We start from the raw sequence: 24617 nt of genomic DNA, 5'->3' as shown, positions 1-24617 counted from the left end.
TGACTTACTGTGATCCAAGCCCTCGCTCCCGCAACACCCGTCTCTGCTGCTCAAGTGCGACAAGATCGCCGAAGAGCCGGCGGTACTCCTCGGGGGCCTCGACCGGATTCAGCCGCCCGAGTTTAGATTTCGCGTCGGCGATCATGCGGGTGAGCTGGCGTTCCTGTATTCGGGCGAGCAGTTCGATCGCATAACGGTCGTCCGATTCCTGGGCGGACCGTGTCGGCTCCACGCCGAGTTTCGTGATCAGGTCCCTGACCTGGTCGTTCGGTGCCAGCTCCAGAAGGCCGGCGACCCATTCGGCGACACCGCCCGCGGCCGCCACACCGCCCGCCTCCGCGATGACGGCGCGCACCGCGGCGTGCGGCGGCGCGATGAACGCCTCGGCCGGGACCTCGTCGAACACCGGGCCGACCACCGCCGGGCGCTGGACGGCCAGTTTCAGCAGTTCCCGCTCGCGCTGCACCTCGGGATCGTTCGGGTCGAACGCGGGCCGGTCGGGAACCGCCCGTCCGTCCCGTCCGTCCCGGCCGTTCTCGGCGCGGCCGTTGCCGGCACGGCCATTGCCGGCCTGGGAGCGGCCGTGCTTGCGGGCCGCCAGTTCGCGGACGCGGCGCAGCACGAACTGCTCGTCCATGATGCCGAGCCAGCGGTCGAGGTTGACCGCGTACATGTGCCGGCGCGACCGGTCCTTGATGGCGGCGACGACCGGGGCCGCGGCGTCCAGCGCGCTCAGCCGCCCCTCGACGGTGTCGAGGTCGTGCTGCTCGATCGCGCTGCGCACCGCGAACTCGAACAGCGGCAGCCGGGAGGCGACCAGGTCGCGCACCGCCGCGTCGCCGTGCCGGATCCGCAGGTCGCACGGGTCGAGCCCGTCCGGCTGGATGGCCACGAACGTCTGCGAGACGAATTTCTGCTCGTCGTCGAACGCGCGCAGCGCCGCCTTCCGCCCGGCCGCGTCGCCGTCGAAGGTGAAGATCACCTCGCCGCGGAACTCGTCCTGGTCCATCAGCAGCCGGCGCAGCACCTTGATGTGGTCGTCGCCGAACGCGGTCCCGGACGTCGCGATCGCCGTCGGGACGCCCGCCAGGTGGCAGGCCATCACGTCGGTGTAGCCCTCGACCACCACGGCCTGCCGCCGCCGCGCGATCTCCTTCTTCGCCAGGTCGGCCCCGTACAGCACCGACCCCTTGTGGAAGAGCGGCGACTCGGGGGTGTTCAGGTACTTGGGGCCGTCGTCGTCCTCGTAGAGCCTGCGGGCGCCGAACCCGATGACGTCGCCGCCCAGGTCGCGGATCGGCCACATCAGCCGTCCGCGGAACCGGTCCATCGGGCCGCGCCGCCCCTCCTTGGCGAGCCCGCCGGCGATGATGTCGCGGTCGGCGAAGCCGCGTCCGCGCAGGTGCCTGACCAGGCCCTCCCATTCGCGGGGCGCGAACCCCACGCCGAAGCGGGCGGCGTCCGCGGCCTCGAAGCCGCGTTCGGACAGGAACGTGCGGCCGATCGCACCTTCGGGGGAGGCCAGCCGATCGGTGTAGTACTCGGCGGCCGCCCTGTGCGCCTCGATCAGCCGGGCGCGCAGGCCGCCGTCCTGCCGGGGGCCGCGTCCGCCGCCCTCCTCGTAGCGCAACTGGAGGCCGGCCTGGGCGGCGAGCCGCTCCACCGCCTCGGAGAACGGCAGGTGCTCCATCTCCTGGACGAACTTGATGACGTCGCCGCCCGCCTCGCAGCCGAAGCAGAAGTACAGCCCGCGCGAGGGCGTCACGTTGAACGACGGCGACTTCTCGTCGTGGAACGGGCACAGGCCCTTGAGGTTGCCGCCGCCCGCACTGCGAAGCTGCAGGTACTCGCCGATCACGTCGGCGATGGACGAGCGCTCCCGCACGAGTGCGATGTCCTCATTGCGTATCCGGCCTGCCACGACGAAGGAGTCTACGGCGGGACCCCGACATCCGGCGCGCCGCACCCGAACCGGCCTGGACATGGTCCGCGGTTCCGGAGCCGCGCAGAGCCTGGATCCTCCTGGGGTGACCGAAATTCGGCGTTCCATGGCCGGACTCGGCCGGATCGGCGGTCGGTAAGAGCGGATTCACTCTGGACAACCTGCATCAACAAGCGATGTGATGACAGATCGAGATTTTGCTCACACCCAGGTGGACCGGATGACGGATGTTGTGCTTGACGGCGTCGACAAGGTGTACCCGAGCGGACAGGTCGCCGTCCGAAATGTCCGTTTGCGCATCAACGACGGCGAGCTGTTCGTCCTCCTCGGACCCTCCGGGTGCGGCAAGTCCACCATCCTGCGCATGATCGCCGGGCTGGAGGAGATCACCGGCGGCGACCTGTGGCTGAACGGATCGGTCGCCAACGAACTGCCGCCGCGCGAGCGGAACGTGGCGATGGTCTTCCAGGAGGGCGCGCTCTACCCGCACCGCACGGTCAAGGGCAACATGATGTTCCCCCTTGAGGTGTCGGGCGACGACCGCGCCGAAGCCAGCGCAAAGGTGGTCGAGCTGGCGCGCGCGCTCGGCATCAACAGCATGATCGACCGGATGCCGGGCACGCTGTCCGGCGGCCAGCGGCAGCGGGCCGCGATCGGGCGGGCGCTGATCCGGGAGCCGTCGCTGTTCCTGATGGACGAGCCGCTGTCGAGCCTGGACGCCGGGCTGCGCACCGAACTGCGCGTCGAGATCGCCGCGCTGGTGCGCTCCACCGGCACCACCACCGTCTACGTCACGCACGACCAGGTCGAGGCCATGACGATGGCCGACCGGATGGCGGTACTGCGGGACGGCGTGCTGGAGGACGTCGGCAACCCCGAGCAGATCTACGAGGACCCGGCGACGGTGTTCGTGGCCGCGTTCCTCAGCTCGCCGCCGATCAACCTGCTGCACGCCACCCTGTGGGCCGTCGAGGGCGAAGGACTGCTGCTCGACTTCGGCCCGCAGCGGCTGAGCGTCCCGTGGAACGATCCCCGGGCGTCGTCGCTGATCAGCCACCACGGCCAGACCGTGATCGTCGGGATCCGCCCGGACACGCTGATGCCGATCGCGCCGGGCGCGCCGGCACCGCATGGGACCGTCCTGTCCGGCCAGGTCCGCGCCCTGGAGTTCCATGGGCACGAGTGGCTCGCCTACGCCGAGGCGGGCATCCCCTGCATCGACGCGACCGAGGTGGGACGGCCGCCGCGGCCCGAGACCCGGCCCGGGCAGCCCGGGCTGCGCGACCGGCTGCGAGACATGCTCGGCAGGCCGGCCCCCGAGGAGCCGGTCGAGGAGCACGCCGGCCACCACCGCCGCTCCGACCTGGTGTTCCGCATCGCGCCCGGCAACCGCCCGAACCGCGGCGACCACGTCGCGCTGAGGGTCGACCTCGACCGCGTCCTGTTCTTCGGCGCCGACGGGCACCGCGTCACGCCCGTCAACCGGTAGGGCCGGACCCGGCCCCCCGGCGGGCGCGGTCATCGGGCACCGACGAACCGGCGGAACCGGCGGAACCCCTCGCCGATCTCGGGCGCCGTGACGGCGCCGTAGCCGAGGACCAGGCCCCGGACCGGTGGGCCGGACACGGCGAACTCCGGCGGCGCCTTCCCGGCCGCCCTGGCGATCAGCTTCCATTTCGTCGACCTGGTCGTCCACGCGTGGGACGTCGCCGCGACCATCGATGTCCCGTGGGAGCCCGGCGAGGACCTCGTCGACGCGTCCCTCAAGGTCGCCGCCATCATCCCCGGCGACGGCCGGGGCCCCGGCGAGTCGTTCGCCCCGAAACGGCGGGCCGCCGCGGACGCGGCCCCCGGGGACCGCCTGCTGACCCTCCTGGGCCGGTCCCCGTCCTGGCGCTGAGCCGTCAGGCGGGCAGGCTCGCGCGGACCTCGCCGCTGTAGAGGCGGATCTTCCACTGGATGTGCTCCTGCTGCTCGCGCAGCCTGGTGATCTGCTCCTCCACCCGGCGGTCGTGGTCCTGCAGCAGTTCGAGCCGCTCCTGCGCCGTCCCGTCGCCGCCGCGGGCCAGCTCCGTGTACCGGAGCATCTCGGCGATCGGCATGCCGGTCTCGCGCAGGCACCGCAGCATGCCGAGCCACTGGAGGTCGCCGTCGCTGAACACGCGCCGTCCGGACGCGTTCCGCGCGATGCCGGGGAGGAGCCCGATCTTCTCGTAGTACCGCAGCGTGTCGATGCTGAAGCCGCTCTTCTCGGCGGTCTCGGCGGGAGAGTAGGCGCTCACGCCCTCCAGGATTTCACCTGGAGGGCACTCCAGGTCAACGCCCGCCGCCCGGCACCGCGTTTGACCCGGAGCGCACTCCAGGCCGCACAGTGGGAAGACCACGAGGTGAACCCGGCATCGAGGAACGAGAAGGATCTGCCATGCGCGTTGGACTTCAGGTCCCCAGCTTCACCTTCCCCGGCGGCCCCGGGCAGATCGGCCCGGTCTACGGCCGTATCGCCCGGGAGGCGGACCAGGCGGGGCTGCATTCGCTGTGGGTGATGGACCACTTCTTCCAGATCGGGATGGTGGGCGCCCCGGAGGAACCGATGCTGGAGAGCTACTCCGCGCTCGCCTACGCCGCCGCGCTGACCGAGCGCATCACGCTCGGGACGATGGTCACCGGCGTGACGTACCGGCATCCCGGCCTCCTGGTCAAGACCGTGACCACGCTGGACGTGCTGTCGGGCGGCCGCGCCTGGCTGGGCATCGGCGCGGCCTGGTACGAGGAGGAGTCGCGGGGCCTCGGCGTCCCGTTCCCGCCCACGGCGGAGCGGTTCGAGCGGCTGGAGGAGACGCTGCAGATCGCCCACCGGATGTGGAACGGCGACGAGTCGGCGTTCGAAGGCGGGCACTTCACGCTGGAGCGGCCGCTGAACTCGCCGCCCGCGCTGAACTCGCCGCATCCGCCGATCCTGATCGGCGGTGGAGGCGAGCAGAAGACACTGCGGTTCGTCGCCAGGTACGCCGACGCGTGCAACCTCTTCGACGGCCCGGAGCTGCCGCGCAAGCTGGACGTGCTGCGCGGGCACTGCGAGCGCGAGGGACGCGACTACGCCGAGATCGAGAAGACCTCGCTGGGCTACTTCGAGGGCACGCCGTCGGTGGACGAGGCCGTGGACACCATCGGGAGCCTGGCGGAGCGCGGCATCGACCACGCGATCTTCTCCCAGGGCACCGGCCAGGACCTGGCGGGCGTCCTCGGCGAGGCGCTGACGCAGACGGGGAAGACCGTCCCGGCCGGACGCTGAGTCGGCCCGGGAGAACTCGGCGATCTCGGCTCTTCCGTCGATCCGCCGAGCGCCCCGGCGCGATCACGTGATCAGGCGGCCACCGGGGTGAAGACCCACTTCTTGTACGACCAGTAGCGGAACGCGGCGCCGAACGCGACGCCCGCCAGCAGCCCGCCGTTGTAGGCGACTCCGCCGTGGAGCCCGAGGGTGTAGTAGGTGAAGCCGGTGCACAGCACCTGGATGAGCAGCCCGACGCCGTTCAGCGCGAAGAAGATCGCGACCTCGCGGCCGGAGCCGTCGCTGTCCCGGTGGCGGAACACCCAGAACCGGTTGAGCAGGTACGAGGCCAGTGTGGACACCACGGTCGGCACGACGACGCTCGTGACGGGGCTGCCGCCGAGCAGGGCGCGCATCAGGTTGGCGCCGAGGATCATGATCAGCGTGCCGACGACTCCCACGAAGCCGAAACTGAGCAGCTCACTGAGGAAATTTCGGTACGCCTGGGCGGTCTCGACCGTTTTGACGGGTCTTGACCGCTGCATGGTGCTCACTCGCCCAGACCTTACCTGAGTAGGACATATGCGAACCGCACAACCCCACCAAAAGATCAACACCGCCGCGGCTCAGCGCTCCGCCGGGACGGCGGCGCAGGAGGTCGCCGGGGCCAGCAGGACGATCAGCCCGACCAGCCCGACCGGGACGGCCAGCGCCCACGCGAGCCCCACGCCCTGCGCGGCGAATCCGATGACGGGCGGGCCGCCGAGCAGCCCGAGGTAGCCGACCCCCGTGACCCGCGAGATCCCGGTCGCGGCGGGGACGCCGGGAATGTTCCCGGCGGCGCTGAACGTCACGGGCGCCACGACGGCGACGCCCAGGCCGAACAGCGTGAAGCCGGCCACGGCGGCCACCGGGTGCCCCGCGGCGAGCCCGGACCCGAGCCCCAGCGCGGCGAGCAGCGACCCGGCCCGCAGCACCGGGACGGGACCGAACCGCGCGACGACCCGGTCACCGGCGAGCCGTCCGGCGGTCATCGCGACCGCGCATCCGGCGTAGCCGAGGCCGGCGAAGCCGGGACCGGTGCCGAGGTTCTCCCGCAGGTAGATCGCGCTCCAGTCGGCCATGGCGCCCTCGCCGACGAACGAGCACAGCCCGATGACCCCGAGCATGACCAGCAGCCAGCGGGACGACGATCCGGCGACGGGGGCGGGGGCACGCTCGGCGGGCTCGACATGCTCCGCGAGTCCGGGGAGGGCGTCGGCCGAGCGGTCCAGCAGGTCGCGGCAGCCGATCGCCAGCAGCGCGGTCAGCACCGTGGCAGCGGCCGCCAGATGCAGCGGGACGGGAACACCGGCGTACGCCGCACCGGAGCCGGCCAGCGCGGCCAGCAGCGCCCCGATGCTGTACGAGCCGTGCAGGCCCGACATCAGCGGCCGCCCGTAGGCCCGCTCGACGGCGACCCCCTGGGCGTTCATCGCCACGTCCATCAGGCCCAGCGAGGCGCCGAGCAGCAGCAGGGCGAAGATCAGCGCGCCGAGGTTCCAGGCGAGCCCCAGCGGGATCAGCGACACCGCGCCCGCGACCCCGGCGGCGATCGTCGTCGCCCGGCTGCCCCACCGCGCGACGATCCGTCCCGCGAACCGCACCGCGGCCACGACGCCGATGGGCGCGCCCAGCAGGGCGACACCCATCGAACCCTCGCTCAGCCCGAGATGCTCCTTGATCTGCGGGATGCGGACGACCCAGGCGGCGGACAGCAGGCCGTGCGCGGCGAACGCCACCGTGACGGCGATCCGCGCCCGGCCCAGCGTCGCGATCTTGTCCGTGACCACTCACCAGACTGTACGTGGCAGACCCGCACGCCAGACCCCGCCCGGGGCGGCCGCCGGCCGCCGCATCGCGGGCTCAGGCCACCTCGGCGAGCGGCACACCGGGATCGGCCAGGCGCGCGGCGTCCACCGGGGCCCCGGAGCGGATCAGCGCCTGGACGTCCCCGGTGACGTCCCACACGTTGACGTTCATACCGGCGACGACCCGGCCGCCGGACAGCCAGAACGCGATGAACTCCCGGGACGCGACGTCCCCGCGGTACACGACCTCGTCGTACTCCCCCGGCGACGCGGTACCGGACATCTCCATGCCGAGGTCGTACTGGTCGCTGAAGAAGTACGGGATGCGGTCGTAGACGACGTCCTGCCCGAGCATGGCGCGGGCCGCGGCGGGCCCGGAGTTCAGCGCGTTCGCCCAGTGCTCCACCCGGAGGCGGCGGCCGAGCAGCGGGTTGTAGGCGTTGGCGACGTCCCCGGCCGCGAAGACGTCGGGGTCCGAGGTGCGCAGCGACTGGTCGACGAGGATCCCGTCGGAGACCTCCAGCCCGGCCTCCTCGGCGAGCCGGGTGTCGGGCCGGACCCCGATGCCGACGATCACGACGTCCGCCGGGATCTCGGCGCCGCCGGAGGTGACGACCGCCGACACCTGCCCGGCGCCCCAGAACCCGGCGACGCCCTGGTCGAGCCGGAGGTCGACGCCGTGCGCGCGGTGCAGGTCGCCGAACATCCCGCCCAGTTCGGGGCCCATGGCGGCGTGCAGCGGCGTCGGCTCCGGATCGATGATCGTCACGTCGTTGCCGTGGGAGCGGGCGGCGGCGGCCGTCTCCAGCCCGATCCAGCCCGCCCCGGCCACCACGACCCGGCGGCCGCCGTGCGCGAGGGCCTGCTTCAGCGCCGCCGAGTCCGCCATGGTCCGCAGGTAGTGGATGCCCTGTAGCTTGGAGCCCGGCACGTCCAGCCGCCTCGGGGACGCGCCGGTCGCCAGCAGCAGCCTGGTGTACCCGATCGGCTCCTTCGTGGACAGGCGCACCTGGTGCGCGTCCCGGTCGATCGAGGCGACGGAGGCGCCCAGCCGCAGTTCCACGTCGTGCTTGTCGTACCAGTCCGCCTCGTGGACGTGTGCCTTCTCACGCGGTTCCTTGTCCAGCAGGAACCCCTTGGACAGCGGAGGCCGCTCGTACGGCCGCTCGATCTCGTCCCCGAAGAGCAGCACTCTGCCCGCGAAGCCCTCGTCGCGGAGCGTCTCCGCCGCCTTGGCACCCGCCAGGCCGGCACCGACGATGACGAACGTCTCCTCGGGCATGACAACCTCCTGTAGTCGACCTGTAGCTATCCCTACAGCGGCGTCTGTAACGAGACAAGGGCCATCGATGCGCGCGTCGATGCATATTCCGCTCGGAGACCGGCTCGCGGAGCCCGCGGGCGGCGATCAGGAACCGTCGGCCAGCACGCGGTGCCGCGCCATCGCGGACACGTCGGTCAGCGAGGCGACCTGGTCGATGACGGCGCGGAGCCGGCCCGCGTCGTCGCCGGCGTCCTCGAACGCGGCGCGGAAGCCGGGTTCGAGGGTTCCGGGCGCGCCGGCGAGCATCATCTCGGCCAGCTCGGTGATCAGTGTCCGCTGCCGGGCCCTGATCTCCTCGTGGCTGATCCACACGTAGTGCGCGGTGATCCCCTTGAGCAGGGCGTTCTCCAGCCGCTGCGCGCGCGGGACGATCAGCTCCGCCGCGTACCGGGTCAGCGGGCGGTCCCCGTAGGCGTCGCGGGTGGCGGTCTCGGCGGCCACGCAGAACCGCCCGATCAGCGTGCTGGTCAGGTTCTTGAGGGCGGCCAGGCTCCGCGGCGTCCCGTCGTAGCGGTCGGGCCAGTACGGCTCGGCGAGCAGCACGGCGAAGCGCTCCTCCAGCTCGGGCAGGTCGGCGTCGGGGCAGTACAGCTTGATCGCGGTGGCGGCGACGAGGCGGCGCTCGGCGGGGTCGGCGAGCCGGGCGAAGTCGATGTGCCCGGCGACCAGCGCGTCCTCCAGGTCGTGGACGGAGTAGGCGACGTCGTCGCTCCAGTCCATGACCTGCGCCTCGAAGCACGGACGGCCCTCTGGAGCCCCCTCCCGGACCCAGTTCGCGACATCCGTGTCGTCGTCGTACACGCCGAACGGGCCAACCCCGCTTGCGCGGGGACCCCGAGCCCGGGAGGAGTCCTTGCTCCACGGATATTTCATCACACCGTCAAGCGCGGCACGGGTCAGGTTGAGGCCGACGCTGCGGCCGTGCAGGGGCGGGCCGTCCACCGCGAACGACTTCGGCTCCAGCCGGGTCAGGATGCGCAGGCTCTGCGCGTTGCCCTCGAAGCCGCCGCAGTCGCGCGCGACGACGTCGAGCGCGGACTCGCCGTTGTGCCCGAACGGCGGGTGCCCGATGTCGTGGGACAGGCACGCCGCCTCCACCAGGTCGGGGTCGCAGCCGAGGGACTTGCCCAGCTCACGGCCGACCTGGGCGCATTCGAGCGAGTGGGTCAGCCGGGTGCGCAGGCTCTGCACGGTGTCGGAGCCGGCGTCCGCGCCCGGCGAGGCGACCTGCGTCTTGGCGGCCAGCCGCCGCAGGGCGGCACTGTGCAGGACGCGGGCGCGGTCGCGTTCGAACGCCGTCCGGTCGCGCCGCTTGGCGGGCTCGGGTGCCCAGCGTTTCCTGTCGCGCGCCGAGTAGGGGCCGGAGTCGCCGTGAATGGGGTTGCTCGTCATGTCCCTATCCAGGGTATGCGGGCACGATGACGTTCCGTTGACCTTTGGGAGGCCCCGGAGTGTCAGCGGCTCGGCGGCGGACCGGACGACGGCGCCGGCGCCGGCGCCGTGGATGAGGGCGGCGGCGTCCCGGACGGGTCGATGTGGATGCGCTTGACGGTCTCGCTCGGCGGCCGCACGCTCTTGCCCAGCAGCACGTACGACAGGTACGCGCCGGTCTCCCGGACGATGTAGTCGAGCTGGGTCTCGCGGGTCTGGACGCTGGGGCCGCTGCGGGTCGGGGAGGCGGCCGCCTCGATGCCGTTGTCCTCGGCCATCTTCTTCGACCGCAGCCCGTGCCACGGATCGGTGACGATCACGGCGGACGACCAGCGGTGCCGGTCGAACTCCCGGCCGACGGCCCGCATGCTCTCCAGCGTGTCCCGCCCGACGGGCACCGCGAAGACCTTGCCGGCGGGCACCCCGCCCTCCTCGATCAGCCAGGTGCGGCCGGAGCCGGCCTCGGTGTAGTTGTCGCCGGGGGCCTTGCCGCCGACGGTGACGATGGCGGGCGCGACACCGTCGCGGTAGAGGTCGAGGGCGTGCTGGAGCCGCCATTTCAGCGTCGGGGACGGCACCCCGTTGTACTGCGCGGCGCCGAGGACGATGATCGCGTCGGAGCGGGGCCGCTCGTCCTGGCGGGCCTGGTACCAGATTCGCGTCCCGACGGTGAGGGGCGTCAGCACGGCGATCGCGAGCAGCCCGAGGACGACGCTCATCGGGATCGTGAACCAGAGCGGCCTCCTGCGCCTGCGGCGCGGCCGCTCCCCGGGCTCGTCCGGCTCGTCCGGCCCGTGGTCCTCGGTCTGGGACTTCGGCAATTCCTCTTCCAACGTCATCGGTTCGACCACGTTAGTCAGATGGCTCGCGGAGCGCCCGAGTTCGCGCCGGCGGCGTGCCCGCCGTCCCGGCTCCGTCCGGGCGGCCGGTCCCCGCGCACGGAAGGGCGTGCGGGGACCGGCCGCAGGGACGGGTGTCAGCGGCTGTCGCCGCCCCCGGACGGGCCGCCCGCCGCCGCGATCGCGGCACGGCCGGCCTCCAGCCGGGCGATGGGGATGCGGAACGGCGAGCAGGACACGTAGTCGAGTCCGACCTCGTGGCAGAAGTGCACCGAGTCAGGGTCGCCGCCGTGCTCGCCGCAGATGCCGAGCTTGATGCCAGGGCGCGCTTTGCGGCCCTCCTCGGCGGCGATGCGGACGAGCCGCCCCACCCCGTCGCGGTCGAGGGTCTCGAACGGCGACACCCCGAAGATCCCGAGTTCCAGGTAGCGGCCGAAGAACGCGGCCTCGACGTCGTCGCGGGAGAAACCCCAGGTCGTCTGGGTGAGGTCGTTGGTTCCGAAGGAGAAGAACTCGGCGGCCTCGGCGATCTGGCCCGCGGTCAGCGCGGCCCGCGGCAGCTCGATCATGGTGCCGATCAGCGCCGGGACGTCGACCCCGGTGGCCTCCCTCACACCGTCCAGGATGGCGCGGGCCTCGTCGCGGACGGCCTCCAGCTCCTGCACGGCACCGACGAGCGGGATCATGATCTCGGGACGCGGGTCACCGCCCGCACGGCGCCGCGCCGCCGCGGCCTCGGCGATCGCGCGGACCTGCATGCCGAACAGTCCCGGAATCGCCAAACCGAGCCGCACGCCGCGCAGGCCCAGCATAGGGTTCTGCTCGTGCAGTCGGTTGACTGCTTCGAGCAGTCTCCGGTCCTTGGCGTCCGCGTCGTCGCCCGCGAGAGCGACCCTGACCGACAGCTCGGTGATGTCGGGGAGGAATTCGTGCAGCGGCGGGTCGATCAGCCGGATCGTGACCGGCAGTCCGTCCATGGCCTCGAAGATGCCTTCGAAGTCGCTCCTCTGCAGCGGCTCCAGGGCGTCCAGCGCGGCCTGCCGCTCCACGTCGTCCCCGGCGAGGACGAGCTTCTCGATGAGCTGCCGCCGGTCGCCGAGGAACATGTGCTCGGTGCGGCACAGCCCGATGCCGGCGGCGCCGAACCGGCGGGCCCGCGCGGAGTCCTCGGCGTTGTCGGCGTTCGCGCGGACCCTCAGCGCGGCCCGCGAGTCGGCGTGCCGCATGACGCGGTCGACGGCCTTGACGAGGTCGCCGCCCTCCTCGATGGACAGCTCGCCCTCGAAGTACCGGACGACGGGCGAGTCCTCGACGGGTACCTCGCCGAGGTACACGTCCCCGGACGTCCCGTCGATCGAGATGACGTCGCCCTCGCCGACCGTCACGTCGCCGGGTGCGGTGAAGTGCCCGTTCTTGACGTCGACGTCCAGCTCCTCGGCGCCGCAGACGCAGGTCTTGCCCATGCCGCGGGCGACGACGGCGGCGTGCGAGGTCTTGCCGCCGCGGGACGTCAGGACGCCCCTGGCCGCGACCATGCCGGCGAGGTCGTCAGGGTTGGTCTCGCGGCGGACGAGGATCACGTCCTCGCCCCTCCCCGCCAGCTCCACCGCGCGCTCGGAGGTGAACACCGCCTTGCCGACGGCCGCACCCGGGGATGCGTTCATGCCCTTCGTCAGCTTCCGGACGCCCTCGACCCTGCTGGCGAAGCGGGGGAACATGAGCTGGGCGAGCTGGTCGCCGGTGACGCGGCGGGCGGCCTCGTCCACGTCGATGAGATCCTGGTCGAGGAGCTGGCAGGCGATGCGGAACGCCGCGGCCGCGGTCCGCTTGCCGACCCGGGTCTGCAGCATCCACAGCTTCCCGCGCTCGATCGTGAACTCGATGTCGCACATGTCGCGGTAGTGGTTCTCCAGCGTCTCCATGATCTCGAGAAGCCGGTCGTAGGACGCCTTGTCGATCCGCTCCAGGTCCGTCAGCGGGACGGTGTTGCGGATGCCGGCGACGACGTCCTCGCCCTGCGCGTTCTGCAGGTAGTCACCGTAGATGCCCTGCTGCCCGGACGCGGGGTCGCGGGTGAAGGCGACGCCCGTCCCGGAGTCCATGCCCATGTTGCCGAACACCATCGAGCAGATGTTGACGGCGGTGCCGAGGTCGACGGGGATGCGCTCCTGGCGGCGGTACAGGATCGCGCGGGGCGCGTTCCAGGAGTCGAACACCGCCTTGACGGCCAGGTCCATCTGCTCGCGCGGGTCGGTCGGGAAATCCCTCCCCGCCCGCTCCCGGACGATCCCCTTGAACCGGCCGACCAGCTCTTTGAAGTCCTCGGCGGTCAGGTCGACGTCGTCATCGCTGCCCCGGGCGCGCTTGACGTCCTCGACGGCCTCCTCGAACAGGTCGCCGTCGATGTCCAGGACGGTCTTGCCGAACATCTGGATCAGCCGGCGGTAGGAGTCCCAGGCGAACCGCTCGTCCCCCGCCTGCGCGGCCAGACCGTGCACCGACTCGTCGTTCAGCCCGACGTTGAGGACGGTCTCCATCATGCCCGGCATGCTGAACTTGGCGCCGGAACGCACGCTGACCAGGAGCGGGTCGTCGCTCTGGCCGAGCTTCTTGCCCATCGCGGACTCGAGGGCGGCCAGGTGCGCGTTCACCTCGTCCGCCAGCCCCTCGGGCAGGTTCCCGTGCTCGAGGTAGTACCGGCAGGCCTCCGCGGTGATCGTGAACCCGGGAGGGACGGGCAGTCCGAGGTTGGTCATCTCGGCCAGGTTGGCGCCCTTGCCGCCCAGCAGATCCTTGAGGTCCTTGTTTCCCTCAGTGAAGTCGTACACGAACTTCGGCACGGGGAGCTCCTTCTCGCTCCGGTTCCACCCAGTGGCAGGTCCGGACCCGCCGCGGCGGGACGCGGCATCGCGTTCCCGCAGGCGGCGGCGGGTCCGCTGCCCTGTTTGCCGGGACTGTACCCGCGCCGTCCGGCCTTGCTCGGCGCCCGGTCGCGCGATGAGCGTTATCCCAGGTCAGCGGCCGGATAGTGGTCTATTCCAATGGGTACCCCGACGTACCCATCGCAAGGAGAGTGAATGATGGATCAAGGAGGTGAGGTTATGAGGCCGAGAGTCGCCGGCGGCCGGGCGGGTGATCCGTTCGCCCCCATCGCCGATTTCGGGTTCCTGTCCGACTGCGAGACGACCGCGCTGGTCGCGCCGAGCGGCAACATCGAGTGGATGTGCCTGCCCAGGATGGACTCGCCCAGCGTGTTCGGGTCGATCCTGGACCGCGACGCCGGGTACTTCCGGGTCGGCCCGGCGGGCGTCGAGGTGCCCGCCGCGCAGCGGTACATCCCCGGCACCATGGTGATGGAGACCACCTGGTGGGTGCACGGGGGCTGGCTGGTGGTGACGGACGCGCTTCTGATGGGGCCGTGGCACCACGAGACGGAACGGTCCCACACGCACCGCAGGGCCCCGACGGACTACGACGCCGACCATGTCCTGCTGCGGATGGTGCGGTGCGTGAACGGCCAGGTCCAGGTCCGCCTCGACTGCATGCCGGTGTTCGACTACGGCCAGACGCCCGCCCGCTGGGAGCACACCGGCGCCGGGTACCACGAGGCCGTCGCGCGCGGCAACGGCGTCGGGCTGCGGCTCAGCACCGACATGAACGTCGGGTTCGAGGGGTCGCTCGCGACGTCCCGGACGCTGCTGAAGCAGGGCGAGTCCCGGTTCGTCGCGCTGTCGTGGAGCGAGCACGCGGCGCCCGCGTCCTATGAGGAGGCGAACGAGCGGCTCGTCTGGACGGTCCACCACTGGCAGCACTGGCTGGACCGGGGCCGCTTCCCCGACCACCCGTGGCGCAGCCATCTGCAGCGCAGCGCCCTCACCCTCAAGGGCCTGACGTTCGCGCCCTCCGGCGCGGTGGCGGCCGCGGCGACGACGTCGCTGCCGGAGACGCCGGGCGGCGACCGGAACTGGGACTACCGCTACACCTGGATCCGCGACTCCACGATGGCGCTGTGGGCGTTCTACACCCTCGGCTACGACTGGGAGGCCAACGACTTCTTCTACTTCATCACCGATGTCGCCGAGGCCGCCGAGGGCAAGCTGCAGATCATGTACGGGCTGGACGGGCGGGAGGAGCTGCCCGAGTCCACGCTGGACCACCTCACGGGCTACGACAACGCCCGCCCCGTCCGCATCGGCAACGAGGCGTACATGCAGGCGCAGCACGACGTGTGGGGCGCGATCATCGGCTCCATCTACCTGTTCGTGCGCAAACGCGACCGGCTCGACGACCGGCTCTGGAAGATCATCATCAAGCAGGTGGAGGACGCCCTCGCCACCTGGCGGACCCCCGACTGCGGCATGTGGGAGGTCCGCGGCGAGCCGCAGCACTTCACCTCGTCCAAGATCTTCTGCTGGGTCGCGGCCGACCGCGGCGCCCGCCTCGCCCGCGTCCGCGGCGATCAGGACCGGGCCCGGCGCTGGCAGGCCGCCGCCGACGAGATCCACGCCGACGTGATGGCGAACGCGCTGGACGAGCGCGGCGTCTTCACCGCGCATTACGGCGCGACGGCACTGGACGCCTCGGCGCTGCTGATCCCGATGCTCGGCTTCCTGCCCGCCGACGACAAGCGCGTCCGCGAGACCGTCCTCGCCATCGCCGACGAGCTGTCGGAGGACGACCTCGTCCTGCGCTACCGGGCCGCGGAGACCGACGACGGGTTCGAGTCGGAGGAGGGCACCTTCACGATCTGCTCGTTCTGGCTGGTCAGCACGCTGGTGATGATCGGTGAGCTGGAACGGGCGCGGGCCCTGTGCGAGAAGCTGCTGTCCTATGCCAGCCCGCTGCAGCTGTACTCGGAGGAGATCGACCCGCACACCGGGCGCCACCTCGGCAACTTCCCGCAGGCGTTCACGCACCTCGCGCTGATCAACGCGGTCATGCAGGTGATCAGGGCGGAGAACAACGAACCCCAGCCGCCCCTGGCCTGACCCTTCGCCGTGGCCGGGCCGCAGCCCCGGCCACGGCGACCCCCTGGTCACAAGTCTGCGACATCCGCCGGAAATGCCTCGATTGCCGAGAATTCCCGGCCTACTGTTCGGCCGTGACCACGCCACCACCCTCTGACGATGTCCCGGACGACCCAGAACCGGCCACCCAATGGGCCCCACCCGACGCGCCCGCACCGGACGACACGACGGTGCCGGACGACACGGCGCCCGGCTCGCCGCCACCGGACGAGCACGTACCGCCCGCCGCCGAACCCGCGCCCGCGGGAACACCGGTGTGGGGCGCGCCTCCCGGCGTCCAGGGGCCACCGCCTCCGCCCGCCCCCGCCCGGACGAACCGGCTCGCCATCGTGGCGCTCGTCACCGGGCTCCTCGGCCTGATCCTGCTCGCGGTCGGCTTCGCCATCGCCGCACTCGTGCAGACCGGCCGCCGCGGCGAAAAGGGCAAGGGCCTGGCCATCGGCGGGCTCGCGGCATCGGTGGTCTGGGTCGTCGCCGCCGTGGTCGTCGCGGCCCTGACCGTGACCTCCGTGTTCTCAGTGGACCGCGACGACGAGGGCCGCGTCACCAAGAGCGGCAAGGTACTGGCATCGACCCTGCGGTCCGGTGACTGCTTCATCGGCGACGGCACCGGCTTCGTCACCGCGGTGCCGTGCACCCAGCCCCATGACAGCGAGGTCATCGCGACTTCGACACTCCCGGAGGAGCCGTACCCGGGCGACGATGCGGTCGAGATAGCTGTGACGCGGTTGTGCAATCAGCAGACCCTCTACCTACAGAAAAGCCGCCATTTCCGGGATCTGCGCTACCACAACCTGTTGCCCGACGAGCTGAGCTGGGAGAACGGCGACCGCAAGGCGACGTGCACCGCGCACTACATCGGCCCCGGAACGCTCACGTCACCGCTCGTCGCGACGGTGGACACCGACCTCAAGACCTACCGGGAACTCGCGGTGGGCGACTGCCTCAAGGACTGGGCGACGGACGCCATTGTCATGACAGCCGGCTCCTGCACCGAACCGCACGAGATCCAGATCTACGCCATCTTCCAGATACCCACGGAGGAGAACTACTTTCCCGGTGCTCCTCCCCCCTACCCCGGGGAGGAGGCGCTCGAGAAAGGGGCGACCCGCGGGTGCGAGAAGCGTGCGGAGAAGCTCTTCAGGAAGCATCCACCGCAGGTTCCGGTCGAAGCGGGGTTCGTGTGGCCGAACCGTCTGAACTGGGAGTACGGCAACACGCAGATCATCTGCATGGTCACAGGCGCGAACGGGGGGCTCCTGAAGCGGTCGGTGGTACCGCGCTGAGCCCGCCGCCGCCGTGCCGCCGGTGCCCGCGATGGGCACCGGCGGCACGGGCGGACGGCTAGACGACGGCGCCCGAGCTGTCGGACGTGCGGTGGACCGGCTTCTTGGGCTTGTCCTTGGGCTGCGGCGGCGGCGCCTTCGCGAAGCGCTCCAGGACGATCGCCACAGGCGTCGCGGTGAACACGCTGGAGTACGTCCCGACGACGATGCCGATCAGCAGCGCGATGGCGAAGTCCGTCAGCGAGTCACCGCCGAGGAAGGCCAGCGCCCCCAGGATGAACAGCGCGCCCATACCGGTGTTGATCGTCCGCGGGACGGTCTGCAGGGTGCCCCGGTTCGCGATGTCGGCGAACCGGCCCTTGGGGTTGGCGCCCCACAGTTCCCGGATGCGGTCGAACACGACGACCGAGTCGTTCACCGAGTATCCGATGATCGTGAGCAGCGCGGCGAGGAAGACGCCGTCGATCGGTTTGCCGAGCCAGGCGAAGACACCGGTGACGATCATGATGTCGTGGAACATCGCGACCACCGCGCCGGCGGCGAACGTCCAGCGGAACCTGATCGTCAGGTAGGCGAGCTGCGCGAGCAGGGCGAGACCGAGGGCGATCAGCGCGTTCTTCCGCAGTTCGTCGCCGAGGCTGGGCCCGATCAGCTCGTCGCGTTCCTTGGTGGCCTCGCCGCCCTTCTCCGCCAGGGCCTCCTGGATGTTCTTCACGTCCTGGTTGGTGAGGTCGGAGGTCCGGACGGAGATGTCGTCCTCCCCCGAGGTCTGCACGATGGCGCGCGGGAATCCGGCGTCGGAGACGGCGGAGCGGGCCACGTCGATGTCGATGGGGCGGCTCGTGGAGTACTCCACGATGCGCCCGCCGGTGAACTCCACTCCGAAGTTGAGGCCCTGGACGACGATCCCGGTCGCGGCGGCGACGATGGCGAGGCCGGAGATGCCGAGCCAGAGCGTCCTGCGCTTCATCAGGTCGGGGCCGCTCTCCTCCAGCCAGCGCCTGATGCGCCCGGCGCCGCTGAGACCGCCCGCCCTGCCCTTGGTGAGCTTGGGGAACCGCGCGGCGGCGGCGTCGGTGAGGACGCGGCTCACCAGCATCGCGGAGATGAGGGAGCCGATCACACCGATGGTGAGGGTGACACCGAAGCCCTTCACCGGGCCGGAGGCGAGGAAGAACAGGAGCGCACCGGCGAGCAGCGTGGTGACGGCGGTGTCGGCGATCGCCGACCAGGCCTTGTTGAACCCGGTCGCCAGCGCCGTTCGCGCCCGTCGTCCCGGATGCTCCGCGACCTCCTCTCTCGCGCGTTCGAAGGCGAGCACGTTCGCGTCGATCGCCATGCCGATGGCCAGGACGAACCCGGCCAGGCCGGGCAAGGTCAGCGTCGCCCCGATCGCGACGAGGGCGCCGTAGGAGATCAGCGCGTACCCGGCCAGCGCGACGGTGGCGAGCAGGCCGACGAGGCGGTAGACCGCGATGATGAACAGCCCGGTCAGGATGATGCCGATGACCGCGGCCTTGGCGCTGGCGTCGATCGCCTCGTCGCCCAGCGTCGGGCCGACCACCCGCTGCTCGATGATCTTCACGGGCACCGGGAGCGCGCCGCCCTCGATGAGGGCCGCGAGGTCCTTGGCCTCCTCGGGACTGAAGTCACCGGTGATCTGGGTCGATCCGCCGGTGATCCCGATGCCGCAGGCGACGCTCTGGGTGACCTGCGGCGAGGAGATCACCTTGCCGTCCAGGACGATCGCGACCCGGCGCTCGTCGCCGGTCGCGCAGGCGGCCTTGGCGGTCAGCTTCTCCCAGGTCGACCCGCCGCTGCCCTTGAAGTCGACGTTGACGGCCCAGCCGCCGAGGTTCTGCGGATCGTAGGAGGCGCTCGCCTCGCCGATGCCCTCGCCGGTGAGCGCCGGGGGGCCGATGAGGATCGGCTGCCCGCTCTCGTCCGGGATGACCTTCTGGCCCTTCTTCTCGTCGGGCTTGCCGGTGTTGGCGAGCACGGGGTGCGCGGTGAGCTGCGCGGTCTTGCCGATCGCCTCGGTCGCCCGGGTCGGGTCCTGGACGTCGGGCAGTTCGACGATGATCCGCCGGTCGCCGGACCGGGTGATCGACGACTCCGCGACGCCGAGGGCGTCGATGCGGCGGCGCAGCACTTCCAGGGCCCGGTCGGTGGACTCCCGGTCGGCCTTCACCGTCGGCGAGTTCTGCGTCTCGAGAACGATCTGGGTGCCGCCGCGCAGGTCGAGGCCGAGGCGGGCGGGTTCGGTAAAGGCGAAGTAGAAGGATGTGGCGAGTATGGCGAGAGCCAGTACCGCCCGCACCATGTTGGCGCGGTTCAAAGGGAGACCTCCACACGGGGATTCGGTTCCGCACCGCCGGGTGCGGAACCGCGGACGAAAGACTCAGATCCGTGTGGGCGCGGGCGGTGCGCGTCCGCGCGGCACGCCTTTCAGCACGACGCCCGGCGTGGTGAGGGCGGCGGCGGGGAGCCGCACGACGCGCGCGGACGGCGGCCGGACGTCGATGCCGGGCGCGGGGAACGTGGCGGGGGCGGGATGGGTGTCCGGCACCGCCGACGCGATGGCCTGCCGGGCCGCCACGGTGGTCACGGTCTGCGCTTGGACGCCGGGCCGCGGCTTGGCGGACGTCCGGTTCCGGGTGGAGGTGTGCTCGGCCACCCAGGTCCGGACGCCGGTGACGGCCCCGGTCGCGGCCGCCCCGCCTTGCGTACCGGACCCGGCGGGCCCGGCCATGAACCCGAGGAAACCCAGTGCGACGACGAGCAGGCGGGCGACGGGGAGGGACGGACGATGCAGCTCGCGCATTCCGCTCCTCCCTCGGTCCGTGGGTCGTCGTTCCGCCCGCGATGCCGGGGCGGCGGCGCGGGCGGTCCAGTCAAACTAACGCAGGTTCAGATTACGGGAGAGCGGTTCGCGCTTCGTCGGCGAAACACGGAGGCGGCGCTCCGTCAAGGCGACCCGGCGTGACAATGCCGTCGCCCCACCCGTCGCGGCGCCCGTACCTGCAGACACCAGTGCGTGTCCCAATCCGGCCAGGCCGGATTCGGCCTCCACCCATTGTCGGGGGGTGAAAAGCGAATTACTTTCGCGTACGCCCACCCCGAACCGGACAGAGGAGTTTCCGGTGGCACGTATCAGACAGGTCGTTGTCCTCGGCACGGCGGCGCTGACCGCCCTCACCGTGACAGCCGCCCCCGCCTCCGCCGCAACCACCACCATCCGCGCGGGCTCGGCGACCGCCAGCCCCTACTCCGGCAACGTCCAGGCGTCGCTGCTCGGCGAAGCCTCCGTCTCCGCGTCGATCGGCAGCGGCTCCTGTAGCGAGTCGACCATGACCGGCTCGATCAACTCCGACGGCACCGGCCTCGCCATCGACAGCGCCGGCTTCAGCGAATGCACCGGCACCGCCGGTGTGAGCATCACCGCGATGCAGCTGCCCTGGACCGGCGGCAACGTCACCTACGACGCGTCGCACACCAATGGCCGTGACGCCACGATCACCATCGCCAACTTCAGCGTCCGCGCGGTCGTGGACCTGTTCGGCGGGATCACCTGCAACTTCGGCGGCAACCTCACCGCCGACGCGTTCAACGGCGACAACGCCTCCCGGCCGGTCACCGACAACGGCGAAGCCCAGGTCGGCGTGGAGAACGCCACCGTGAACAAGCAGTCCGGCAGCAACTGGCTGTGCCCGTCCACCGCCCAGATCACCGCGACCTACGCGCTGCAGGGTGAGACCAGCGCCGGGTCCGGCACCTTCGACCAGTCCCTGTACGTCACCGGAAGCTGACGCTCCCGGACACGCTCCCGAAGACGCGCTCCCACAGAAGGACGCGGGCCGCCCCTGCGACAGCGGGGGCGGCCCGCGGCGGTTCTCCCGGCGGCGTCCGCGCGCCGGCCGCTCAGCAGCCGCTCAGCAGCCGACGAGCTGCGCGGCGAGGAACGCCTCGACCTGGCCCAGCCCGATGCGCTCCTGGCTCATCGAGTCGCGCTCCCGGATGGTCACCGCATCGTCCTCCAGGGTGTCGAAGTCGACCGTGACGCAGAACGGCGTGCCGATCTCGTCCTGGCGGCGGTAGCGGCGCCCGATGGCCCCCGCGTCGTCGAAGTCGACGTTCCAGTTGCGGCGCAGCCGCGCGGCGAGGTCGCGGGCCTTCGGCGACAGGTCGGCGTTGCGCGACAGCGGCAGCACCGCGACCTTGACCGGCGCGAGCCGGCGGTCGAGCCGCATGACCGTGCGCTTCTCCAGCTTGCCCTTGGCGTTGGGCGCCTCGTCCTCGGCGTAGGCGTCCATCATGAACGTCAGCGTGCAGCGGTCGACGCCCGCCGCCGGCTCGATCACGTACGGGACGTAGCGCTCACCGGACTCCTGGTCGAAGAACGACAGGTCGGCGCCGGACGCCTTGGAGTGCGTCGTCAGGTCGTAGTCGGTGCGGTTGGCGACGCCCTCCAGCTCGCCCCACTCGCTGCCGACGAAGTCGAACTTGTACTCGACGTCGACGGTGCGCTTGGAGTAGTGCGACAGCTTCTCCTGCGGGTGCTCGTACAGCCGCAGGTTGTCCTTGCGGATGCCGAGGTCGACGTACCACTGCAGGCGCTCGTCGATCCAGTACTGGTGCCAGTCCTCGTCGCTGCCGGGCTTGACGAAGAACTCCATCTCCATCTGCTCGAACTCGCGGGTCCGGAAGATGAAGTTGCCGGGCGTGATCTCGTTGCGGAACGACTTGCCGATCTGCCCGATGCCGAACGGCACCTTGCGGCGCGCGGACTGCTGGACGTTCAGGTAGTTGATGAAGATGCCCTGCGCCGTCTCGGGACGCAGGTAGGCCAGGCCCGACTCGTCCTCGACGGGGCCGAGGTAGGTCTTGAGGAGGCCGTTGAACATCTTCGGCTCGGTGAACGACCCCTTGACCCCGCAGTTCGGGCAGCCGAGGTCGGCCAGGCCGTTCGCCGGCGGGCGGCCGTGCTTCTCCTCGTAGGCCTCCTCCAGGTGGTCGGCCCGGAAGCGCTTGTGGCAGGACTGGCACTCGGTGAGCGGGTCGACGAACGCCTGGACGTGGCCGCTGGCCTCCCAGACCTCGCGCGCCAGGATGACGCACGAGTCGATGCCCACGACGTCGTCACGGCCCTGCACCATGGACTTCCACCACTGGCGCTTGACGTTGTTCTTCAGCTCGACGCCGAGCGGCCCGTAGTCCCAGGACGCGCGGAGCCCGCCGTAGATCTCGCTCGACGGGTAGACCAGGCCCCGCCGTTTGGCGAGGTTGACGATCGTGTCCAGCACATCGGAACGGCGTGCCATGAAAGATTCTCCATCCGGCTGGCGGTCGGCGGGACAGTGAGTGCGCCCCGGTCCCGCGACGGCGGCGGGCGGCGGCGAGTGTGATCCCCGGTGATGGTGCCCTGCGGCGCGGTCTTCGCCTGCGCCTGCGAGCGTTCCCAGCTTAGGGCACCGTAGCGGCTGGTAGGTGAATGCTAGTGGACACGGCCGTCGACGATGTTGCTGTCGATGTTGAGGGTGACGCCGCCGTGCCGTTCCCTGTGGTCGCCCCGGTACTGCTTGATGCGGCGGTGCGGGCGCCACCAGTGGTCCGGGATGAAGCGGTCGCCGTACACCTCGGCCTTGCCGTCCCAGTGGGCGAACCAGATGGCGGCGGGCTTGCTGATCCCGGTGGCGCGGCCCACGTCCCGGATGCCGGACGTGACGCTGCTGTAGAGGCAGGGCGTGTACCCGGCCCGCTTCAGCCTGCGGACCCAGTTGTCCACGAACCGCAGGACGGCGTCCCGGCAGCGGCGTTTCCCGGTGTCGTAGGCCTCCATGTCGAAGTAGATCGGCGCGCCCTCGGGGATGCCGAGCGCCTTGGCCTTGCGGGCGGCGTCCACCGCCGCCTTCCGGCCCTGTTTCGCGGCGTTCTCGGCGGTGAAGCGCTGCGGGCGGCTGCCGCAGGGGGCCTGCAGGCCGACGTAGGTGGGCGTGATGCGGTAGCCCATCTCGCGGACCTCGCGCACCCACGCCCGGGTGAGGTTGGGCTGCGCGCAGCCGCGGGCCGCGCCGCCGATGTAGATGTTGGTGACCTTGAACGAGGGCCGCCACGCCTTCATGGTCGCGAGGGACGGGGCCGTGCACGTGTCGAATCCCTTGCCCCGCACCCACTTCTCGTCCTCTGCGGCGGGCTCGCTCGCCACGGGCGGGCCGGGGGCCTCGCGCCTGATGCCGGTCCTGGACGGCTCGGGCGTGCTCGGCCCGGCGGACCAGTCCCCGGTGACCCGGGCGGCGCGCAGCATCCGCTGGAGGCGCGCCGGGTCCGTCCCGTACACGCCGGTGATCGTGACCCCGGCCTCGGGGAGCGCGAGGCTCATCTCGTGGTCGACGGTCGGCGTGATTCTGAGGGTGGCGAGCTCGTCGCCGCGCACGGCCGTCCGCGACGTCCGGCCGCCGCCGGCGGGCCGGACGTGGACGGCCTCGGTGCGGCCGACGATGCGGGCCGGGCAGTCGGGCTGCGGTCCCGGGCGGCCGAGGTAGACGGCGCGCCGGTCGTAGCGGACGCAGCGGGCCGGGTCCCGGTCGAGGCGGTGGACCTCCCAGCCGGCCGGGACGGTGATGCGCAGCCCCCGGTACTCGACGACGCGGGGGCCGGCCGGCGCCGCGTCCCCGGCCGGCGCGGCGCGGCGGGCCGGCGCGGAGGTCTCGCCGGGCGCGGGCCGCGCGGCGGCCGTCCCGAGGACGGCGAGGACGGGCGCGGCCGCCACCCCGCACAGGGCGGTGCCGAACAGGACGACATGGCGCATCTTCTCCCCCGGAAGGACACAGGATCCCCCGGGCGGGCGTCTCCCCGGAGGGCCACGGCATGATCGTGACGCGGCAAAGATGACCTTGACCGGGGACGTGAAACCGGGCGGGACGCTTCTTGCCGCATCCTTGACCCGCGGAATCAGGCGGAGCTGACGACCTCGTAGGCGCCGGGTTCGTCCACGGCCAGGGCGGCCAGGGGCATGAACAGCAGCCGCACCTCGTACACGCCGAGCGCGCGGCGGTAGTGCCCGGCGCCGTCCCATTCGGTGACCAGGGCCCACAGCCCGGGGTCGTCGACGGTCCTGGCGAGCCGGCCGGAGCGGAAGCCGGGGCTCGCCGACAGCGCCGTCAGCACCGCGGTCATGCTCTCGGCGAAGCCGCCGGAGTCCTCGGCCGGGACCCGGTACCGGGTTATCGCGATCATCGGTCAATCCTCGCAGCGAATCCGGCGTGGTGCGCCCGGCCCTCCCTGCGGCGAAGCGGGTTCGGTTACCTTGGGGCTCGTGAATTCGCGAGGTGAGCGGGCGGGAGCGCAGGGCACCGGGGGCGGGATGCGCGCGGCGGTCGAGCGGTGGAGCGCGGCGCCGGTGGTCTTCCTGCACCGGCTTCCGCGGTGGACGCTTCTCGTCGTGGTGTTCCTGCTGCTGGTGGTCGGCATGGCCGGAAGCGGCTGGGTGGCGGCCGCCGGGCTGCTGGTGCTGGCGGCGGCGCTGGCCTGGTTCGCCTACCTGAACTGGCCCGCGCTGGACGGTTCGGGAAGAATTCTGCGGGTCGTCGCGCTGGTGGTCCTGGTGGGATTCGCGGTGGGACGCGCACTTGACCGGTTTTGACAACC

General features: G+C 71.4%; 20 protein-coding genes. 6 read left to right on the top strand and 14 right to left on the bottom strand.

Annotated elements, in window-relative coordinates; all coding sequences use genetic code 11:
- Positions 1-4: 4 nt before the first annotated feature.
- Complete coding sequence (gene dnaG / locus ACGFK0_RS09440; RefSeq protein WP_392902216.1) at positions 5-1921, bottom strand: DNA primase; 1917 nt, start codon at positions 1919-1921, stop codon at positions 5-7.
- A 241-nt stretch (positions 1922-2162) separates the two neighbouring features.
- On the opposite strand from dnaG, the gene ACGFK0_RS09435 reads away from it, so the two are divergent.
- Positions 2163-3431 carry an ABC transporter ATP-binding protein gene (locus ACGFK0_RS09435; protein ID WP_392902214.1) on the top strand — a complete coding sequence of 423 codons (1269 nt, stop codon included), beginning with the start codon at positions 2163-2165 and terminating at the stop codon, positions 3429-3431.
- 29 nt (positions 3432-3460) lie between these two features.
- On the opposite strand, the gene ACGFK0_RS09430 is transcribed toward ACGFK0_RS09435, so the two are convergent.
- Both ACGFK0_RS09430 and ACGFK0_RS09425 read right to left on the bottom strand, forming a co-directional pair.
- Entirely contained in the window at positions 3461-3661 is a 201-nt protein-coding gene (locus tag ACGFK0_RS09430) for a hypothetical protein (RefSeq protein ID WP_392902212.1), read from the bottom strand.
- Between the two features lie 185 nt (positions 3662-3846).
- Complete coding sequence (locus ACGFK0_RS09425) at positions 3847-4224, bottom strand: MerR family transcriptional regulator (protein WP_392902210.1); 378 nt, start codon at positions 4222-4224, stop codon at positions 3847-3849.
- 140 nt (positions 4225-4364) lie between these two features.
- Here ACGFK0_RS09425 and ACGFK0_RS09420 point away from each other — a divergent pair, with 140 nt between their 5' ends.
- A complete protein-coding gene (locus tag ACGFK0_RS09420; RefSeq protein ID WP_392902208.1) occupies positions 4365-5234 on the top strand; it encodes an LLM class F420-dependent oxidoreductase in 870 nt (289 codons plus the stop codon).
- A gap of 71 nt (positions 5235-5305) precedes the next feature.
- Here ACGFK0_RS09420 and ACGFK0_RS09415 read toward each other — a convergent pair whose 3' ends face one another.
- The 6 genes from ACGFK0_RS09415 to ppdK form a co-directional block, all read right to left on the bottom strand.
- Positions 5306-5758, bottom strand: coding sequence for a GtrA family protein (locus ACGFK0_RS09415; RefSeq protein WP_392902880.1), 453 nt, complete (start codon positions 5756-5758; stop codon positions 5306-5308).
- Positions 5759-5839: 81 nt separating this feature from the next.
- A complete protein-coding gene (locus ACGFK0_RS09410; protein ID WP_392902206.1) occupies positions 5840-7045 on the bottom strand; it encodes an MFS transporter in 1206 nt (401 codons plus the stop codon).
- Positions 7046-7118: 73 nt separating this feature from the next.
- Positions 7119-8345 carry an NAD(P)/FAD-dependent oxidoreductase gene (locus tag ACGFK0_RS09405; protein ID WP_392902204.1) on the bottom strand — a complete coding sequence of 409 codons (1227 nt, stop codon included), beginning with the start codon at positions 8343-8345 and terminating at the stop codon, positions 7119-7121.
- Between the two features lie 126 nt (positions 8346-8471).
- A complete protein-coding gene (locus tag ACGFK0_RS09400) occupies positions 8472-9779 on the bottom strand; it encodes a deoxyguanosinetriphosphate triphosphohydrolase (RefSeq protein WP_392902202.1) in 1308 nt (435 codons plus the stop codon).
- A 62-nt stretch (positions 9780-9841) separates the two neighbouring features.
- Positions 9842-10657 carry a YdcF family protein gene (locus ACGFK0_RS09395; protein WP_392902200.1) on the bottom strand — a complete coding sequence of 272 codons (816 nt, stop codon included), beginning with the start codon at positions 10655-10657 and terminating at the stop codon, positions 9842-9844.
- A gap of 137 nt (positions 10658-10794) precedes the next feature.
- Positions 10795-13497: a pyruvate, phosphate dikinase gene (gene ppdK / locus ACGFK0_RS09390; protein WP_392902198.1), complete on the bottom strand. Its 2703-nt coding sequence runs from the start codon at positions 13495-13497 to the stop codon at positions 10795-10797.
- Between the two features lie 261 nt (positions 13498-13758).
- Between ppdK and ACGFK0_RS09385 the strand changes: the two genes are divergently transcribed.
- Positions 13759-15645, top strand: a complete 1887-nt coding sequence (locus ACGFK0_RS09385) for a glycoside hydrolase family 15 protein (protein ID WP_392902196.1) — start codon at positions 13759-13761, stop codon at positions 15643-15645.
- Positions 15646-15758: 113 nt separating this feature from the next.
- The gene (locus tag ACGFK0_RS09380) at positions 15759-16970 is read left to right on the top strand and encodes a septum formation family protein (protein WP_392902194.1); all 1212 of its coding nucleotides are present in this window, start codon (positions 15759-15761) and stop codon (positions 16968-16970) included.
- A gap of 58 nt (positions 16971-17028) precedes the next feature.
- On the opposite strand, the gene secD is transcribed toward ACGFK0_RS09380, so the two are convergent.
- Both secD and ACGFK0_RS09370 read right to left on the bottom strand, forming a co-directional pair.
- On the bottom strand, positions 17029-19308 hold the full coding sequence (gene secD / locus ACGFK0_RS09375; RefSeq protein ID WP_392902192.1) for a protein translocase subunit SecD: 2280 nt from the start codon (positions 19306-19308) through the stop codon (positions 17029-17031).
- A gap of 63 nt (positions 19309-19371) precedes the next feature.
- Positions 19372-19794, bottom strand: a complete 423-nt coding sequence (locus tag ACGFK0_RS09370) for a hypothetical protein (protein ID WP_392902190.1) — start codon at positions 19792-19794, stop codon at positions 19372-19374.
- Positions 19795-20113: 319 nt separating this feature from the next.
- Between ACGFK0_RS09370 and ACGFK0_RS09365 the strand changes: the two genes are divergently transcribed.
- The gene (locus ACGFK0_RS09365; protein WP_392902188.1) at positions 20114-20779 is read left to right on the top strand and encodes a hypothetical protein; all 666 of its coding nucleotides are present in this window, start codon (positions 20114-20116) and stop codon (positions 20777-20779) included.
- Between the two features lie 123 nt (positions 20780-20902).
- Here ACGFK0_RS09365 and ACGFK0_RS09360 read toward each other — a convergent pair whose 3' ends face one another.
- The 3 genes from ACGFK0_RS09360 to ACGFK0_RS09350 form a co-directional block, all read right to left on the bottom strand.
- A complete protein-coding gene (locus ACGFK0_RS09360) occupies positions 20903-22291 on the bottom strand; it encodes a glycine--tRNA ligase (RefSeq protein WP_392902186.1) in 1389 nt (462 codons plus the stop codon).
- A gap of 173 nt (positions 22292-22464) precedes the next feature.
- Positions 22465-23778 (bottom strand): DUF1906 domain-containing protein, encoded by a 1314-nt coding sequence (locus ACGFK0_RS09355; RefSeq protein ID WP_392902185.1) that lies wholly within the window; start codon positions 23776-23778, stop codon positions 22465-22467.
- A 143-nt stretch (positions 23779-23921) separates the two neighbouring features.
- Positions 23922-24206 carry an antibiotic biosynthesis monooxygenase family protein gene (locus ACGFK0_RS09350; RefSeq protein ID WP_392902183.1) on the bottom strand — a complete coding sequence of 95 codons (285 nt, stop codon included), beginning with the start codon at positions 24204-24206 and terminating at the stop codon, positions 23922-23924.
- Positions 24207-24285: 79 nt separating this feature from the next.
- On the opposite strand from ACGFK0_RS09350, the gene ACGFK0_RS09345 reads away from it, so the two are divergent.
- A complete protein-coding gene (locus tag ACGFK0_RS09345; RefSeq protein WP_392902181.1) occupies positions 24286-24612 on the top strand; it encodes a DUF6703 family protein in 327 nt (108 codons plus the stop codon).
- Positions 24613-24617: the final 5 nt, after the last annotated feature.

It is taken from the genome of Spirillospora sp. NPDC048823 (assembly GCF_043198445.1).
In the GTDB taxonomy this organism is placed as follows: Bacteria; Actinomycetota; Actinomycetes; order Streptosporangiales; family Streptosporangiaceae; genus Spirillospora.
Note: the sequence above shows the minus strand (reverse complement) of the source record. Positions and strands in the feature narration are given on the sequence as shown.

Bases quoted from the DNA above. Each gene is read 5' to 3' on its own strand.
- ACGFK0_RS09435 (WP_392902214.1), top strand. From the start codon at position 2,163: ATGACGGATGTTGTGCTTGACGGCGTCGACAAGGTGTACCCGAGCGGA.
- ACGFK0_RS09430 (WP_392902212.1), bottom strand. From the start codon at position 3,661: ATGGTCGCGGCGACGTCCCACGCGTGGACGACCAGGTCGACGAAATGG.
- ACGFK0_RS09420 (WP_392902208.1), top strand. From the start codon at position 4,365: ATGCGCGTTGGACTTCAGGTCCCCAGCTTCACCTTCCCCGGCGGCCCC.
- ACGFK0_RS09415 (WP_392902880.1), bottom strand. From the start codon at position 5,758: ATGCAGCGGTCAAGACCCGTCAAAACGGTCGAGACCGCCCAGGCGTAC.
- ACGFK0_RS09405 (WP_392902204.1), bottom strand. From the start codon at position 8,345: ATGCCCGAGGAGACGTTCGTCATCGTCGGTGCCGGCCTGGCGGGTGCC.
- ACGFK0_RS09400 (WP_392902202.1), bottom strand. From the start codon at position 9,779: ATGACGAGCAACCCCATTCACGGCGACTCCGGCCCCTACTCGGCGCGC.
- ACGFK0_RS09395 (WP_392902200.1), bottom strand. From the start codon at position 10,657: ATGACGTTGGAAGAGGAATTGCCGAAGTCCCAGACCGAGGACCACGGG.
- ACGFK0_RS09385 (WP_392902196.1), top strand. From the start codon at position 13,759: ATGAGGCCGAGAGTCGCCGGCGGCCGGGCGGGTGATCCGTTCGCCCCC.
- ACGFK0_RS09370 (WP_392902190.1), bottom strand. From the start codon at position 19,794: ATGCGCGAGCTGCATCGTCCGTCCCTCCCCGTCGCCCGCCTGCTCGTC.
- ACGFK0_RS09360 (WP_392902186.1), bottom strand. From the start codon at position 22,291: ATGGCACGCCGTTCCGATGTGCTGGACACGATCGTCAACCTCGCCAAA.
- ACGFK0_RS09355 (WP_392902185.1), bottom strand. From the start codon at position 23,778: ATGCGCCATGTCGTCCTGTTCGGCACCGCCCTGTGCGGGGTGGCGGCC.
- ACGFK0_RS09350 (WP_392902183.1), bottom strand. From the start codon at position 24,206: ATGATCGCGATAACCCGGTACCGGGTCCCGGCCGAGGACTCCGGCGGC.